At 36.6% G+C, this 16,066-nt stretch carries 12 protein-coding genes; 9 read left to right on the top strand and 3 right to left on the bottom strand.

Features of this window, described 5'->3' with window-relative positions:
* Positions 1-214: 214 nt before the first annotated feature.
* The 5 genes from ppk2 (Q0874_RS04770) to Q0874_RS04750 all read left to right on the top strand — a co-directional run bounded on the left by ppk2 (Q0874_RS04770) (position 215) and on the right by Q0874_RS04750 (position 7,890).
* The gene (ppk2, locus tag Q0874_RS04770; RefSeq protein WP_299160028.1) at positions 215-1,060 is read left to right on the top strand and encodes a polyphosphate kinase 2; all 846 of its coding nucleotides are present in this window, start codon (positions 215-217) and stop codon (positions 1,058-1,060) included.
* 3 nt (positions 1,061-1,063) lie between these two features.
* Positions 1,064-1,873 carry a polyphosphate kinase 2 gene (ppk2, locus tag Q0874_RS04765; RefSeq protein WP_299160025.1) on the top strand — a complete coding sequence of 270 codons (810 nt, stop codon included), beginning with the start codon at positions 1,064-1,066 and terminating at the stop codon, positions 1,871-1,873.
* 39 nt (positions 1,874-1,912) lie between these two features.
* On the top strand, positions 1,913-2,317 hold the full coding sequence (locus tag Q0874_RS04760) for a hypothetical protein (protein WP_299160021.1): 405 nt from the start codon (positions 1,913-1,915) through the stop codon (positions 2,315-2,317).
* Between the two features lie 79 nt (positions 2,318-2,396).
* Positions 2,397-6,734: a CusA/CzcA family heavy metal efflux RND transporter gene (locus Q0874_RS04755; RefSeq protein ID WP_299160020.1), complete on the top strand. Its 4,338-nt coding sequence runs from the start codon at positions 2,397-2,399 to the stop codon at positions 6,732-6,734.
* Between the two features lie 10 nt (positions 6,735-6,744).
* Positions 6,745-7,890, top strand: coding sequence for an efflux RND transporter periplasmic adaptor subunit (locus tag Q0874_RS04750; RefSeq protein WP_299160017.1), 1,146 nt, complete (start codon positions 6,745-6,747; stop codon positions 7,888-7,890).
* A gap of 33 nt (positions 7,891-7,923) precedes the next feature.
* On the opposite strand, the gene Q0874_RS04745 is transcribed toward Q0874_RS04750, so the two are convergent.
* Together Q0874_RS04745 and Q0874_RS04740 are read right to left on the bottom strand one after the other, a co-directional pair.
* The gene (locus Q0874_RS04745; protein ID WP_299160107.1) at positions 7,924-8,739 is read right to left on the bottom strand and encodes a ZIP family metal transporter; all 816 of its coding nucleotides are present in this window, start codon (positions 8,737-8,739) and stop codon (positions 7,924-7,926) included.
* The gene (locus tag Q0874_RS04740; RefSeq protein WP_299160014.1) at positions 8,739-9,398 is read right to left on the bottom strand and encodes a metal-dependent transcriptional regulator; all 660 of its coding nucleotides are present in this window, start codon (positions 9,396-9,398) and stop codon (positions 8,739-8,741) included. Before Q0874_RS04740 ends, Q0874_RS04745 begins: the two co-directional genes overlap by 1 nt.
* Before the next feature lie 77 nt (positions 9,399-9,475).
* On the opposite strand from Q0874_RS04740, the gene Q0874_RS04735 reads away from it, so the two are divergent.
* Positions 9,476-11,779: a TonB-dependent receptor gene (locus tag Q0874_RS04735; protein ID WP_299160011.1), complete on the top strand. Its 2,304-nt coding sequence runs from the start codon at positions 9,476-9,478 to the stop codon at positions 11,777-11,779.
* Between the two features lie 34 nt (positions 11,780-11,813).
* Positions 11,814-12,977: a lycopene cyclase family protein gene (locus tag Q0874_RS04730; RefSeq protein ID WP_299160006.1), complete on the top strand. Its 1,164-nt coding sequence runs from the start codon at positions 11,814-11,816 to the stop codon at positions 12,975-12,977.
* Here the strand turns inward: Q0874_RS04730 and Q0874_RS04725 are convergent.
* The gene (locus tag Q0874_RS04725) at positions 12,974-13,948 is read right to left on the bottom strand and encodes a polyprenyl synthetase family protein (protein WP_299160004.1); all 975 of its coding nucleotides are present in this window, start codon (positions 13,946-13,948) and stop codon (positions 12,974-12,976) included. The genes Q0874_RS04730 and Q0874_RS04725 overlap by 4 nt on opposite strands.
* Positions 13,949-14,111: 163 nt before the next feature.
* On the opposite strand from Q0874_RS04725, the gene Q0874_RS04720 reads away from it, so the two are divergent.
* Both Q0874_RS04720 and Q0874_RS04715 read left to right on the top strand, forming a co-directional pair.
* On the top strand, positions 14,112-14,717 hold the full coding sequence (locus Q0874_RS04720; RefSeq protein WP_299159999.1) for a TetR/AcrR family transcriptional regulator: 606 nt from the start codon (positions 14,112-14,114) through the stop codon (positions 14,715-14,717).
* On the top strand, positions 14,718-16,052 hold the full coding sequence (locus Q0874_RS04715) for a TolC family protein (RefSeq protein ID WP_299159995.1): 1,335 nt from the start codon (positions 14,718-14,720) through the stop codon (positions 16,050-16,052).
* The last annotated feature ends 14 nt before the right edge of the window (positions 16,053-16,066 follow it).

Below are 16,066 nucleotides of genomic sequence, written 5' to 3'. Positions count from 1 at the left end.
AGATTTTGAAATACTTTTTAAACTTAATCATTAACATGAATTAAAACAATTTACAGGCAAGCCTTTATTTTGAGGATTAATTTGAAAGAAAAACAAGTCTGAATGTGTTAAAATTATTGATCAAAATTAGTATCTTTATAGTTACGACCAAATTTTAAGAGACAATCAAAACTTATGTTTTCAAAATAAGCTCTTTACCTAATACAAGCACCAAATGTTTTTACCGGAAGATCTTCTTAACGCTAAAAAGAGAAAAGACCTAATTGCCATAGCCAATCAAAAGGAAATGGACATTTCCAAGGTACTTAATACGCTTCGGTATGAAGAAGAACTTAAACTTTTACAGATAGAGCTGGTAAACTTACAGCGGTGGGTAATTAAAAAAAAACTAAGAGTCGCTATAATTTTTGAAGGCAGGGACGCAGCAGGTAAAGGAGGGGCTATTAAACGTTTTACCGAACACCTTAATCCAAGATCAATGAGAGTTGTTGCGCTTTCTAAACCCTCCGACGTTGAAGGCGGACAATGGTATTTTAGGAGATATATTAAGGAACTTCCAAATCCCGGAGAAATTGTTTTTTTTGACAGAAGTTGGTATAACAGAGCAGTGGTTGAACCCGTAATGGGTTTTTGTGATAAGCATGATTATAAACAATTTATGGTTCAGGTTCCCGGGTTTGAACATATGCTCTATGAAGATGGTATTCAGCTTATAAAATTTTGGTTTTCTATTTCTAAAAAAGAACAAAAGAAGCGAATAGAAAGTCGGTTATTAAATCCGTTAAAAAAATGGAAATTTAGTCCGGTAGATAAAAAGGGCCAGGCCTTATGGGATAAATACAGTTATTATAAAGAACAAATGTTTTCCAAAACGCACACCACTTTCAGTCCATGGATAATTGTAAAAGCCAATAACAAAAAGACTGCCCGTCTTGAGAGTATTCGTTATGTGCTTTCCAGGTTTGATTATACAAGAAAAACAAAACACAAAACAAGCATATTACCAGATCCTAACGTAGTTCTCAGGTATTACAGGCATATTGAACAAATTGATATATAAAAGATGACTACAAAGGATACGAAACAAATTCAGCTTAGTGAAGATGACATTTCATTATTGAACTCTTCATTGGGATTGAAAAGTCTGTTCTCTGATAAAAAGACTAATGTTGAAAAGGCCTTGCGTTCGGCAAAGCATGAAATGAAAATTAAAGAGCTTCAGACAGAACTCATAAAACTTCAAAATTGGGTAATAGCAAAAAATAAGAAAATAGTTGTAATTTTTGAAGGCCGCGATGCAGCCGGCAAAGGCGGGGCCATAAGAAGAATCACAGCATATATTAATCCCAGGCAATACAAGATTGTTGCTTTGCCCAAACCAACAGTTGAAGAAAGAGGGCAATGGTATTTTCAGCGCTATGTAAATAAGCTACCAAAACCAGGTGAAATGGTATTTTTTGACCGAAGTTGGTATAATCGGGCTGTTGTTGAACCCGTTAACGGTTTTTGCACTAAACAACAGTATCAGAATTTTATGAAACATGTGAATAGTTTTGAAAGAATGATTATGGATTCTGATACATATTTAATAAAATTCTATTTTTCCATTACAAAGGAGGAACAAGCTTTTCGGTTTAAGGAAATTACATCTAATCCGTTAAAAAAATGGAAAATGACCGCCGTTGATCGCAAAGCGCAGGAGCTGTGGGATGAATACACCGAGTTCAAGTTAAAAATGTTTGAACACACAGATTTAAAACAATCTCCCTGGATAATTATAAACGCCGATAGAAAAACCGATGCGAGAATTAAAGCCTTGAGTTATATAATAGATACTATCCCCTATGAAATCGTTGAGGAGGAGGAGGATTAATTAGAATATTACAGATTATCGTATATTTACTCAAGGATTATGATGGTAAAACTAGTTTCCATAACAGCTTCTTTCCTTATTCTGATACAAAGTTTCAACATTTGTATCAGTGATCTTGTTGATCTTAGTGAATTAATAGAGCATGCCAAATTTCATTCTGAGAAATATGGAGATAACTTGTTTGTCTTTATTTCCAAGCATTATGGAGAGCTTGAAGCAGACCATAATAAAAAACATCAGGAAGAAAAACAAGAACACGAAGAATTGCCATTTCAGCACCAACCCCATATGACCTTGCTTTCAGCTTTTATGGTGAAGGATTTGCAAGCATATTATATTAAACCCGTTGACGATTTGGTAACTTCAGCTACAGATTTCTTTTATCAGGCTTCATATTCTAATTGCGAGAAAGAAGCCCCTTTCCAACCCCCCCGCGCGGTATAGTTCATCTTGGTTTATTTTTTTCGCAGGCATAATTTTCCTTACCAATTATGCATGATTATCAATCATTATTCCATGGATTATGTTATCACGTATTATAGAATTCAGTATTAAGAAGAAGTTTATTATCCTCTTATTCACCATAATTTTAATTGGATTTGGGCTGTATTCCCTAACCCAGATATCTATTGGTGCCGTTCCGGATGTTACAAATAATCAGGTTCAGGTAATTACCACTTCGAGAAGTCTGTCTACCCAAGACATGGAGCAGTTTATTACCTATCCTGTTGAGCTTGAAATGGCGAATTTACCCGGTGTCCTGGAAATCAGGTCTATTTCTAAATTTGGATTATCGGTTGTGACCATTGTCTTTGAAGATAAAATGGGAACATATCTGCCCCGTCAGTTAATTGCCGAAAAGATTAAATCAGCCTCAGAGAAAATCCCTGAAGGTTTCGGTAGGCCGGAAATGGGGCCAATTACTACGGGACTAGGAGAAATCTATCAGTATATCCTTGATGTAAAACCGGGATATAAAGGAAAATATTCAACTGCAGACTTAAGAACTATTCAGGACTGGGTGGTAAAAAGACAACTCTCGGGTATTCCCGGGGTTGTTGAAGTTAATACCTGGGGAGGCTTTTTAAAACAATATGAAGTTGCAATTAGTACGGAAAAACTAAACGCGATGAAAATCACCGCAAAAGAGGTCATAAATGCCCTGGAATTGAACAATAGTGTTACAGGTGGTGGTTATATCGAAAAAGTAAATCAGGCCTATTTTATTCGGGGCGAAGGCTTAGCCGCTTCTTTGGAAGACATCGAAAACATTGTAGTAAAAAATGAGAATTCAGTCCCAATCTATATAAAAGATGTGGCTAAAGTTGGTTTCGGAAGTGCCACGCGTTTTGGAGCTATCACAGCCAATGGTGAGGGTGAAAAGGTTTTGGGGCAGGTAATGATGCTTAAAGATGCAAACTCCAAACAGGTAATTGATGCCGTTAAAGAACGAGTTTCTTCAATCTCAAAAACATTACCTGAAGGGGTACAAATCAACGCCTTCCTGGATAGAAGTGAGCTTATAAATAAAACAACCTTTACGGTGACTGAAAATTTGATTTTTGGCTGTCTGATCGTAATTTTTGTTGTGGTCCTGCTATTGGGCAATTTACGTTCAGGTTTAGTGGTAGCCTCCGTAATTCCGCTCAGTTTGCTTTTTGCTATTTTTATGATGTACCTTTTTAATGTAGACGCAAATTTGATGAGCTTAGGCGCCATCGACTTTGGAATAATTATAGATGGGGCTGTAATTATAGTTGAATTCATTGCGTTTCAAATCACCGGAAAACGCGATGAGATGAGTAAATTATCCCGTTCTGAAAAATTAATATTCACGGATAAAATAACTTACGAAGGGGCGTCTAAGATGATGAACTCAGCAATTTTTGGTCAGTTTATCATCCTGATCGTTTTTATACCTATTCTTTCTCTCAGCGGAGTTGAAGGTAAAATGTTTCGGCCCATGGCGTTAGCTTTTAGTTTCGCCCTTATTGGTGCAATGATCTTATGTTTTACGTATGTTCCGGTAGTATCATCATTGTTCCTGAAACCTTCAGATCCTTCTAAAAAGAACATTTCATTTTATATAATGCGATGGCTCAATGACTCTTTTGCCCCTACAATCCACTGGGCATTTAAAAGAAAAAAAATAGTGTTAGGTCTTGCGGTCATGGTTTTATTACTGACAATACCCTTTTTTGTTTCTCTGGGAGGTGAATTTGTTCCCACATTGGATGAAGGTGATTTTGTAATACAACCTGTTTTAAAAACCGGGACATCACTCAGTAAAACAGTAGAAACGACAACCAAGATCGAGCAAATTTTACTAAATAACTTTCCAGAAGTTAAGCAGGTAGTTACCCGGATTGGTGCAGCAGAAGTTCCTACAGACCCAATGTCTATGGAAGAAAGTGATGTCATTATAATTTTAAATTCAAAAAAAGAATGGGTATCGGCTAACTCTAAGGATGAACTGGCCAATAAATTCAAAGAGGCACTTTCAATACTACCCGGCATAGAAGTAGAATTTACTCAGCCCATTGAAATGAGGTTTAATGAATTAATAACAGGTGTTAAGGCAGATATTGCCATAAAAATCTTTGGTGAAGATTTGGAAATTCTCAGCAAAATAGGCAATCAAATAAAATCGTTAATTGAAAATGTGAACGGGGCTGCTGATATAACTGTCGAAAAAATTGTTGGCCTTCCTCAAATGAACGTCAGATACAAACGTGAAAAAATTGCACGTTATGGCCTGAATATCAAGGAACTGAATGATATGATTGCCATGGGATTTGCCGGGAAAAAAGTGGGTAGTGTTTACGAAGGCGAAAAGCGGTTTGATTTAGTAGTTCGCCTCACAAACGATAACAGACAGGATATTGACAATCTTAAGAATTTATTTGTTGATCTCCCTTCCAATGGTAAGATTCCCTTGAGTGAGCTTGCTGATATCTCCTATCAAAAAGGAGCTGCCAAAATATCACGGGATGACACCAAAAGGAGAATCGTGGTAGGCATTAATGTCCGTAACCGCGATTTACAGTCGGTGGTAGATGATGCACAAAACTTAATAAATGACCACATAAAGCTACCTGCCGGATATTCCATAAGTTATGGCGGGCAATTTGAAAATCTGCAAAGCGCGAAATCAAGATTAATGGTGGCGGTACCTATTGCTCTGGCATTAATTTTTGTCTTGCTTTATCTGGCTTTTAGATCCATTAAAGAAACCTTAATAATTTTTACGGCAATTCCCCTGGCATCTGTTGGAGGAGTACTGCTATTATGGTTAAGAGACCTTCCCTTTAGTATTTCTGCCGGAGTAGGTTTTATTGCCCTTTTTGGTATTGCTGTTCTCAATGGTATTGTATTAATAGAACATTTTAAAGAATTAAAAATAGAAAAATTTGAAAGCATGGAAGCGCTAATTATTAAGGGCACAAAAGACCGTTTGAGAGCTGTATTACTAACTGCATCTGCAGCCGCATTAGGGTTTTTACCAATGGCAATATCCACAAATGTCGGAGCTGAAGTACAACGTCCTTTAGCAACCGTTGTGATAGGCGGCCTGGTAAGTGCCACCTTTTTGACACTAATTGTGCTCCCGGTATTATATAGCATATTTAATAAACCAGGAAAACTTGAAGTAAAAAGACTTCTAAAAAAGAATAATTCTAATGCGCTTCTTATCGCAGCTATTCTTTTTACACCTGTTTTAAGTGCACAGGAAAGTGGTTTAACCTTAAACGAATTAATGGAAATTGCATTGGAAAACAACGCAGGCATCAAAGCAGAGTCATTAAAGGTCGACAAGTCTGATGCCATGATATCCAGTGCTTTCAGCTTTGACAAGACCCGGGTTTATTACGAATATGACCAAAATAACCTCGCCATCAATGGTGAACCCATAAACGTTTTTGGGGTACAGCAGGATTTTCTTTTCCCAACAGTTTATTTCTCGAAAAAGAAAGTAAATAAGGCCGGTTATAATTTAGAAGCCAGTGCGTATGAAATCCAAAAGAAAAGATTGAAAAAGGAGGTCACAGCCAGATTTTATAACTATCAATATGCAAAAGAGAAGGAATTTATTTATAAGCAAATAGATAGTCTGTTTAGAGATTTTGCGACCATCGCTGAACGACGTTTTGAACTTGGAGAAACCAATTACCTGGAAAAAATAACCACTCAGTCCAGACAAAAACAGATCCAAATTAAATTAGATGAAGCCGAACAAGATGTTGTCCTGGCTTATGTAAATTTAATTAAAATAGTACAGGTAGAGGACAGCATTAACATTAGAATGGCCGCACAAAAGAAGGTTGAATTGAATCCTATGGCCTTGGAAAACAGTATAGAATTAGAATATTATTCTAATAGAGTAAATCTTTTTGACAATGAACGCAAATATGAAAAACAACTTTTATTACCCGATCTGAGTTTGAGCTATTTTCTGGGATCGAACAGCAATCTGAATCAAAATTTATACGGCTATTATCTGGGTCTTAAAATCCCATTGTTGTTTTTTGGTCAATCTTCTAAAATTAAGGCATCCTCCATTGCCCGTGATATTGCAGTTGAACAATCAAAGGAGTATGAAGTTCAATTAAATGTTGAATATATGGCCCTTAACGCCGAATTAATTAAGCAGGAAAAGGCCCTAAAATATTATGAAGATGAGGGCACTGCTATATCTGATGAAATTTTAAAAATGGCTACCCTGAGTTTCAAAAACGGTGAAATCAATTATTTCCAGTATATCCTTAGTCTTGAAAATGCCTATAAGATTAAACTGGATTACTTAAATAGCCTTAATGATTACAATCAAACCGTTATTGCCATTAACTATCTAACTTATTAAAAACTAAGTCATGAAACGTATTTTATATTATTTCATTCAATTCATATTTGTAATCAGTATTTTGAACTGTAAAAATGTAGAGCCTGTACATAGAACAGACGTTCAGGAGGATCTAAATCCTGAAGATACCGTTATTGAACTTTCTAATGAACAATTTGAAGAAAACGCAATGACAATAGGTAGTCTGGAAGAAAAATCTTTTCCTGAATTGGTTCAGGCCAATGGATTAATTGATGTGCCTCCTGCAAACAGAGCAGTAGTGAGTGCAACTATGGGTGGTTATATTAAAAATACGCATTTATTAATCGGAGATCGGGTAACCAAAGGGCAAGCATTGGTAACTATTGAAAATCCGGATTTTGTGGCCTTACAACAAGAATATTTAGAGATAAAGGAACAATTGACCTATTTGAAATCTGAATATGAACGCCAACAAATATTGATTAAAGAAAACATTTCATCACAAAAAAGTTTTTTAAAAGCTGAAAGCGACTATAAAAAAGCAGAAGCCACTTACAAGGGGCTTAGAAAACAATTAGATCTGCTTAAAATTTCCCCTTCAGATGTTGAAAAGGGTATTATAAGTACTACCTCCACATTAAATGCCCCCATTAGTGGCAGCATTACCCAGGTTAATGTATCTCTTGGGATGTATGTTTCGCCTGCAACACCTATTATTGAAATTGTAGATAATGACCATATCCATTTAGAATTGTCTGTTTTTGAAAAGGATATAATGAGGCTTCATAAAGGGCAGGAAATTACCTTTGAAATACCGGAAGCATCATCCGAAGTATATACCGCAGAGGTCTATTTAATAAGCACATCCATAGAAGAAAACAGAACGGTAAAAGTACATGGTCATCTTAAAGATCTTGAAAAGCATAATTTTCTCACAGGAATGTTCGTCCACGCAACTATAATTATTTCAGATAATGTGACCATGAGTATTCCTTCGGAGGCAATTGTATCCAGTGAGGGCACATCATACCTCCTATTACTGGAATTCCAAAAAGAGGAAGTGTATAATTTCAAACCGGTAAAAGTGGAAGTAAGTGCTGTATATAATGGTTACACCTCCATAAAGAATGCGAATGACTTTCCTGCCGATTCAAAGTTTTTAACGAAGGGTGCATTTACCTTAATGGGCGAATGATGAAAAGCATGAAAAAAATTATAGCAGAGTAAATTAACTTAATCCCACATCTAAAGCCATCATAATAATAAAACCTCCTATAAAGCCCATTGTGGCAATATCAGTGAATTTATCCTGTTGCGTCTCAGGGATTACCTCTTCCACAACCACAAAAATCATCGCTCCCGCTGCAAATGACAAGGCATAAGGGAGAATAGGCTGGAAAGTAAGTACTGCCCATGCGCCCAAAACTGCAGCTATGGGCTCTACCATAGCAGATGCTTGTCCGTAGGTAAAACTTTTAAGTCTGCTCAACCCTTGCCTTCTTAATGGCATGGCCACTGCAAAACCTTCAGGAAAGTTTTGTAGGCCTATCCCAAGTGCCAAAGCTACTGCTCCACCTATATTGGCTCCTTCAAAACCGGCAGCAACTCCTCCAAAGAGCACCCCCACTGCAAGGCCTTCTGGTATATTATGCAAGGTTATAGCCAGGGTGAGCAGTGTTGTTCTGTGCCAGGGTGTTTTTATTCCTTCACTTTCTTTAAAATTAATATGTATATGCGGCAAAACCTTGTCCAGTCCATAAATGAAAACTGCACCAAGCAAAAATCCGACCGACGCCGGTATAACTTTGACAAAACCTTCCCCCGGGCTCATTTCTATTCCCGGAGCAAGAAGACTCCAAAAACTTGCAGCTACCATTACACCACCGGTAAAGCCAAGCATTCCATCAAGTACGGCCCTGTTCATGGTCTTAAAAAAAAAGACCAGACCGGCACCTAATGCTGTAAGACCCCAGGTAAAAAGGGTTGCGTAAAAAGCAGCCAAAATAGGATTTATTGATTCAAAATAACTAATGACATTCTCCATCATAACTTGATCATTTTAACGTATAAGTTAGAAGCTATTTGCTGTGAAAGATTTAATTCTCTTTGGTCAATATGAATTCGCAATGAATTATCAAACTCTTCTTTTTCAACAATCTTCATTTTATTTCCAAGAGCTATATTGTTTTTATCAAGGAACCTTAAGAATACGGCAGATGAATCTTTTACCCCCACACATATTGCTGAAGAACCTATGGGAATTTGACTTAATAGTTGATTATCACGCTCTATGAACTCGCCATTTTTACCGGGAATTGGATCTCCATGCGGATCAAACTTTGGAAAATTTAGCAATTCATCAAGCTTATCAATTAGTTTTTCACTTTCAATATGTTCTAGTTGTTCAGCTATTTCATGTACTTCATCCCAGGTAAAATCTAATTTTTCTACTAAAAAAACCTCCCATAATCGATGTTTTCTTATTATCGATAAGGCCGTCTTAACACCAAGGGGGGTTAGCGATACCCCCTGATACTTTTTGTAATGAACCAGTCCTTTTGCTGATAACTTTTTCATCATGTCCGTCACAGAAGACGGTTTGGTTTCCATCCTTTCTGCTACGGAATTGGTTGAAATAACGTCCTCACTACCCATACCCAGATGGAATATAGCTTTTATATAATTTTCCTCAGAATGGGTCATAAAAAACATTTTAACAAAAATACATTTTAATTTGTAAAAACATATTTTTAGTTATATCTAAATTATATATTTGTCATATGAAATATATTGCCGTGCATATTTCTTTAAAGATAGTCCTATTGGTGATTGCAGGTATCATGGGGATATCTGCTACATATTCTCAGCAGAATACTATTAAAGGTATTATTTTGGAGGGGAAGATACCCGTGCCCTTTGCCAATATATATCTTCAGGGAACAAATCTTGGCACATCTTCAGATAGGAACGGCGAGTTTACCATTAATAACATTCCCGATGGCACCCATAAAATCAAAGCTTCTTCTATGGGATATACCAGTTTCTACCAGCAAGTTGCTTTGGCCGATAATGAGACGCTGATACTTACTATAGTACTTAATAGTTCATCAGAGCAATTGGGGGAAATGGTGGTTACAGGCACTTTAAAACCCGTAAAACGATTGGAAAGTCCTGTCCCTGTGGAAGTATATAAACCCACATTTTTTAAAAAAAATCCTACTTCAAGTATTTTTGAATCCCTTCAAAATGTTAATGGCGTTCGCCCTCAAATTAATTGTAATGTTTGCAATACAGGAGATATTCATATTAATGGACTCGAAGGGCCATACACTCTTGTCTTAATAGACGGTATGCCTATTGTAAGCGGTTTAGGTACTGTGTATGGACTGTCTGGAATCCCAAATTCTTTAATAGAACAAATTGAAATTGTCAAAGGACCAGCTTCCACTTTGTATGGGAGTGAAGCTGTTGGGGGACTGATTAATATAATTACAAAAAATGCGTTGAGTGCCCCCACTTTTGCAGCCGACAGCTTTATGAGTGGCTGGGGTGAATACAACCTTGATATTGGCTCTAAAATTGAACTTGGAAATAATTCCAATTTATTATTAGGTTTAAACTATTTCAAATACGACAACCCAATTGATGACAATGGAGATAATTTCACAGACTTGACCCTTCAGGATCGCATCTCTTTCTTCCAAAAATGGAATTTAAATCGGGAGTACAACCGTATTTTTTCATTGGCTGGACGCTTTTTTTACGAAGACAGATGGGGTGGTGAAATGCAATGGTCTCCTGAATTCAGAGGTGGAGAAGAAATATATGGGGAAAGCATTTACACTAGAAGATGGGAAATACTGGGAAAATATCAATTGCCCGTTAAAGAAAATATACTGCTTTCTGTTTCTTACAATGACCACAGTCAAAATTCTGTATATGGCGCGATACCTTACCTGGCAGATCAGCGTATTGGTTTTGCGCAATTAACCTGGGACAAGGTATTTGCAAAGCATGATCTCCTATTTGGAAGCGCATTAAAATACAATTATTATGATGATAATACCCCTGCAACTTCAGGATTGGCAGGGAATAAGGCAGACATAGTGTGGATCCCCAGCCTTTTTGTTCAGGATGAGGTAAAATTTTCAAAAAAACATTCCTTACTTACTGGTATCCGCTATGATTATGACAAAAGACACGGTTCCATAGTTACGCCAAGATTAGCCTATAGGTGGAAATTTACCGACAACGACATCATCCGATTAAATGCCGGTACCGGTTTTCGGGTGGTCAACCTTTTTACTGAGGAACATGCCGCTCTAACCGGCGCCAGGGAGGTAATCATTACTGAAGATCTGAAACCTGAGCGTTCCATAAATGTAAATCTTAATTACCTTAAAAAAATATATAGTAACGATGGGATATTTATTGGTTTGGATGCCTCAGCCTTTTACACCTATTTCAATAATGTAATTCTTCCCGATTATGATACGGATCCCAATTTGATAATCTACAAAAATTTAGATGGTAAATCTGTTTCCAAAGGCATAAGTGCTAACCTGGACTTGGCATTCCCTGCCGGACTGAAAATACTTTTAGGAGCTACTTTAATGGATGTAAGCAGTACACAAAACGGCATCACCCAACGGCAAATCTTAACCGAAAGTTTTAGTGGAACCTGGAGCATATCTTATGATTTCAGAGCTCTAAATCTTACTTTTGATTACACAGGTAATCTATATGGCCCAATGCGCCTGCCTCTATTGAGCGAGCTCGATCCCAGACAGGAATATTCTCCCACCTGGAGTATTCAAAATATTCAATTTACTTATTCCGGCGTAAAAGATTTTGAATTTTACGGGGGTATAAAAAATTTGTTGGATTGGACACCTAACAGGGGAAATCCATTTATTATAGCGAGAGCCAATGACCCCTTCGACAAAAATGTTCAATTTGACAATTCGGGAAATGCCATACCAACAGCAGACAACCCATATGGCCTTACTTTTGATCCCACTTATGTATATGGCCCAAATCAGGGAACGAGAGGATTTGTAGGAATGCGCTACCGTTTGAATTAGAGGATCCGATTTACTTGAGTTGTAATTTGTACTTTTGATCTTTTTCATATTTGTGCAGACAGACTACGACTATATTATTATTGGTGCAGGTGCAGCAGGCTTAATGCTAGCTGATGCCTTTGGAAGCGATCCGTATTTTAAGGATAAAACTATTCTATTAATCGACAAGGATGCTAAAAAGACCAATGATCGAACCTGGTGCTTTTGGGAAAAGAGTACAGGTGACTTTGATAAAATAATCAGTAAAAGCTGGAGCCAAATTCAATTTGAAGGGGAAAGTTTTAAAGCAAATCGTGAAATAGCTCCCTATACCTATAAGATGTTACGCGGGCTCGATTTTTATAGCGCCTATTTGAATCGCATTGAGGCTTATAAAAATATTACATTTTCTCGAGCTCTGTTTAAAGGAATGATCGATCATACAGGCCATGTGGAGGTGTTTACGGAGAATGGGAATTACCGTGCTCAACAAGTATTTAATAGTGTTTTTGATTATAAGTCACTTTACCAACAAACCAAATACCCAGTTTTACAACAACATTTTATAGGGTGGTTTATTAAATCTGAAAAGCCTGTTTTTAATCCTGAAAAGGCCACTTTTATGGATTTTTCGATCCCCCAAAAAGGCAATACTCGCTTTATGTATGTTTTACCTTTTTCAGAAACAGAGGGTTTGGTTGAATATACTTTATTTTCTGCTGATACATTACCTGAAGAAGAGTATGAAAATGCTATTAAAGACTATATTAAAGAAAAACTTAAGTGTTCTAAATACGAGATAACAGAGAAAGAAAAAGGAAATATTCCTATGACGTGTTATAATTTTTCTGCAAAGAACAGCGATAACATTTTACACATAGGAATAGCGGGAGGATGGGCCAAACCCAGCACAGGATATACCTTTATGAGTACGAACAGAAAAACCAAAGAATTGGTTGTTTTCCTAAAAAGAAACAAACCACTTTCTTCTTTTAGTCATAAAGATCGATATTGGTATTATGATTTGCTTTTATTAGATATCCTTTACAAAGATAACAGCAAGGGCAGGCGTATTTTTGAGTCCCTCTTTAAGGGCAGTAGTCCCCAATTGATTTTCAAATTTTTAGATGAGGAAACCAACGTAAAAGATGATTTTGAGATTATTTCAAGTTGTCCCAAAAGCTATTTTACGAAAGCACTGTTTAACCGGTTATTTTAAACCTCTCTGTTCATGAGTTTATTACCAAACTGCTTCAGTACTTCCTTCTTATTTTCCGGTGCTTCCAAAGATTCAAGTATTTGAAATGCCTGCTGGGTATACTTTTCAATTTCTTTCCTCGTAACTTCCGCCGCACCACTCCTTGTAAAAATCTGCTTTACAGTTTGTATTTTATCCTGAGGGTTCTGGGGTTTTATAGAAAAAAGATTTTTCAATTCATTTTTCTCCTCCGCGGTACCTAATTCCATAGCCCGTATATACAGAAATGTTTTTTTATTCTCTATGATGTCACCACCTACCTGTTTCCCAAAATTCTCAGGATCACCGAAGGCATCCAGATAGTCATCTTGTAATTGAAAGGCTATGCCAAGATTTATACCATAATCATAAATCACATCCTGTGATTTCTCTGAAGACCTGGAAATTATAGCACCCATTTTCATAGCTGCTGCAATCAATACGGCTGTCTTATATGTAATCATTTTAAGGTAATCCGGAACTGTAACATGGTCACTTAATTCAAAGTCCATATCATATTGCTGGCCTTCGCAGACCTCAATAGCTGTTTTGCTAAATACTTTTAGCAGCGACTTAAATAAATCGGCCGGATAATTTTCCAGATACTGATAGGAGTTAATAAGCATTACGTCTCCAGACAAAATACCTGTATTAATATCCCATTTTTTATGCACAGTCTTTTCTCCTCTTCTGAGTGGTGCTGCATCCATGATATCATCATGTACCAACGAAAAATTATGAAAAATTTCAATTGCAAGGGCCGCATCCAGGGCATCCTCAAGTTTACCGCCTAACACATCAGCACTAATGAGTGTTAATATTGGCCTTAACCTCTTCCCTCCTAAATCCATTATATACGCTATCGGGTCGTATAGATTATGAGGCTCTTTTGTACTGAGTTTATTTTCCAGATAGGAATTAAAACATCCCCGAAAAAACTCGATGTCTGGCATTTTGAATTTTTTTCAAAAATACATTAAAAGCAGTCACTGAAGAACATTAATGTAAATTTCCTGTAAACAAAAATGACTTTAATCAGGTAGTTTGTTAAAAAAATGTAAAACTTAGGAAACTTTTTATGTTTTTATAGTTTCCTGATTATATTTGACCTCGACTATGAAAGAAAAAATCTTAATTAAAGCAACGGACCTCTTTCTAAATCTTGGATTTAAAAGTGTTACTATGGATGACCTGGCTCAGGCAATGGGCATTTCCAAGAAAACCATTTATTCAAATTTTGAAAACAAAACCAAATTGGTAGAGGCCTGCACCATGCATGTATTTGATTCCGTTTCCTGCGGAATTGATGAAATATGTTTACTTAAAAAGAACCCAATTGAAGAGCTCTATGAGATCAAAAGACTGGTGATGCAGCATTTAAACGATGAGAAAACTTCTCCCCAATTTCAACTTCAAAAATACTACCCCAGAATTTATAATACCCTTCGAGGTAAGCAATTTGATATGATGCATGATTGTGTGGTAAACAATGTAAAGAAAGGTATTGATCAAGGAATTTACAGGGATAATCTGAACGTTGAATTTGTCGCAAGAATTTACTTTTCTGGAGTCACTAGTATTAAGGATAGCCGACTATTCCCTGTGGCTAAATTTCCGGTGCTTGATCTTATGGACGACTATTTGGAATACCATCTCCGGGGTGTTGTCACACCCAAAGGGAGAAAAATACTCAATAACATAATCAACTCAAATCAGGATTAAATGAAAATTCGATTTTTAACCATTTTAACATTTATGTTTTTTGGTTGGTCTTTTTCCCAGGAACAAACCAATAGCTTTTCACTGGAAGAGGCCATTACATATGCCCTTGAAAATAACTATAGTGTTATTAATGCCGATAGAGAAATATTAGATGCTCAAAAGCAAAAATGGGAGGTGATCGCTACTGGCTTACCTCAGATTGACGGTGATCTTAGCTACCAAAATCAATTAAAACAACCTGTAACTCTGATTCCTGGTGAAATTGTTGGAGGAGAACCTGGTTCTTTTCTTCCCATAGTTTTTGGTCAACAAAATCAGGTTAATGCAACTGCCACACTTCGTCAGCAAATATTCGATGGTTCATATATTGTAGGCGTACAAGCCACCGAAGCTTTTCTTAGATATAGTCAAAACAATAAGGAGAAAACAGATCAAGAAATACGGAAAGCGGTCATAGAGGCCTATGGTAATGTTTTGCTTGCCAATGAAACTGTTGCTATCCTCGAGAACAATAAGGCAACATTAGAGAAAAATCTCTTCGAAACTGAAAAACTCTTTGAGAATGGCCTTGGTGATGAAGAAAGTGTTGAACAACTTCAAATTACATTGTCTTCAATTATTAGTGCATTAAAAAATTCAATCCGATTTGAAGATATCACGCTACAAATGTTAAACTTAATTATGGGGCTTCCTATTGAAAACCAAACCATATTAGAGGAAAACCTGGATGATTTGGTATTAAAACAAATTGATTTTAATCTCCTGGATTCGGAATTCTATATGGAAAATAATGTTGATTATAAGCTGGTCGCCAACCTGAATGAACAACGGTATTACGAACTAAAGCTGGCCAAAAGTAAAGCCTTGCCAACACTTAATGCATTTGTAAATTATGGAACATCTGCCTTTAGCAATACGTTCTCCTTTTTTGGAAATGAACAGCAATGGTATGGATCATCTGTACTAGGTTTCGATTTGAAAATTCCTATTTTCAGTTCACTCAATAGAAGTGCATCTACCCAAAGAGCTAAAATTGCCTATGACCAGGCAAAAACTCAATTGACAGAAACCGAAGAACAGATCAGGCTTCAACTTGAACGGGCTAAAAGCGATTATATTTTCTCCATTGAGGACTACGAAACAGCCAAAAGTAATCTCAATCTTGCAGAGCGCATTGAAAAGAAAAATCAAACAAAATATTTTGAAGGGCTTGCTACCAGTTTTGAATTAAGACAAGCGCAAATTCAACTTTATACCGCACAGCAGGATTATCTGGAATCTATGGTGCAAGTTATCAACAGAAAAACAGAATTGGAAACTGTTCTCAACAATTAAACCCTCAACTTACA

The organism is uncultured Eudoraea sp., from assembly GCF_947490415.1.
Taxonomy (GTDB): Bacteria; Bacteroidota; Bacteroidia; order Flavobacteriales; family Flavobacteriaceae; genus Eudoraea.
Note: the sequence above shows the minus strand (reverse complement) of the source record. Positions and strands in the feature narration are given on the sequence as shown.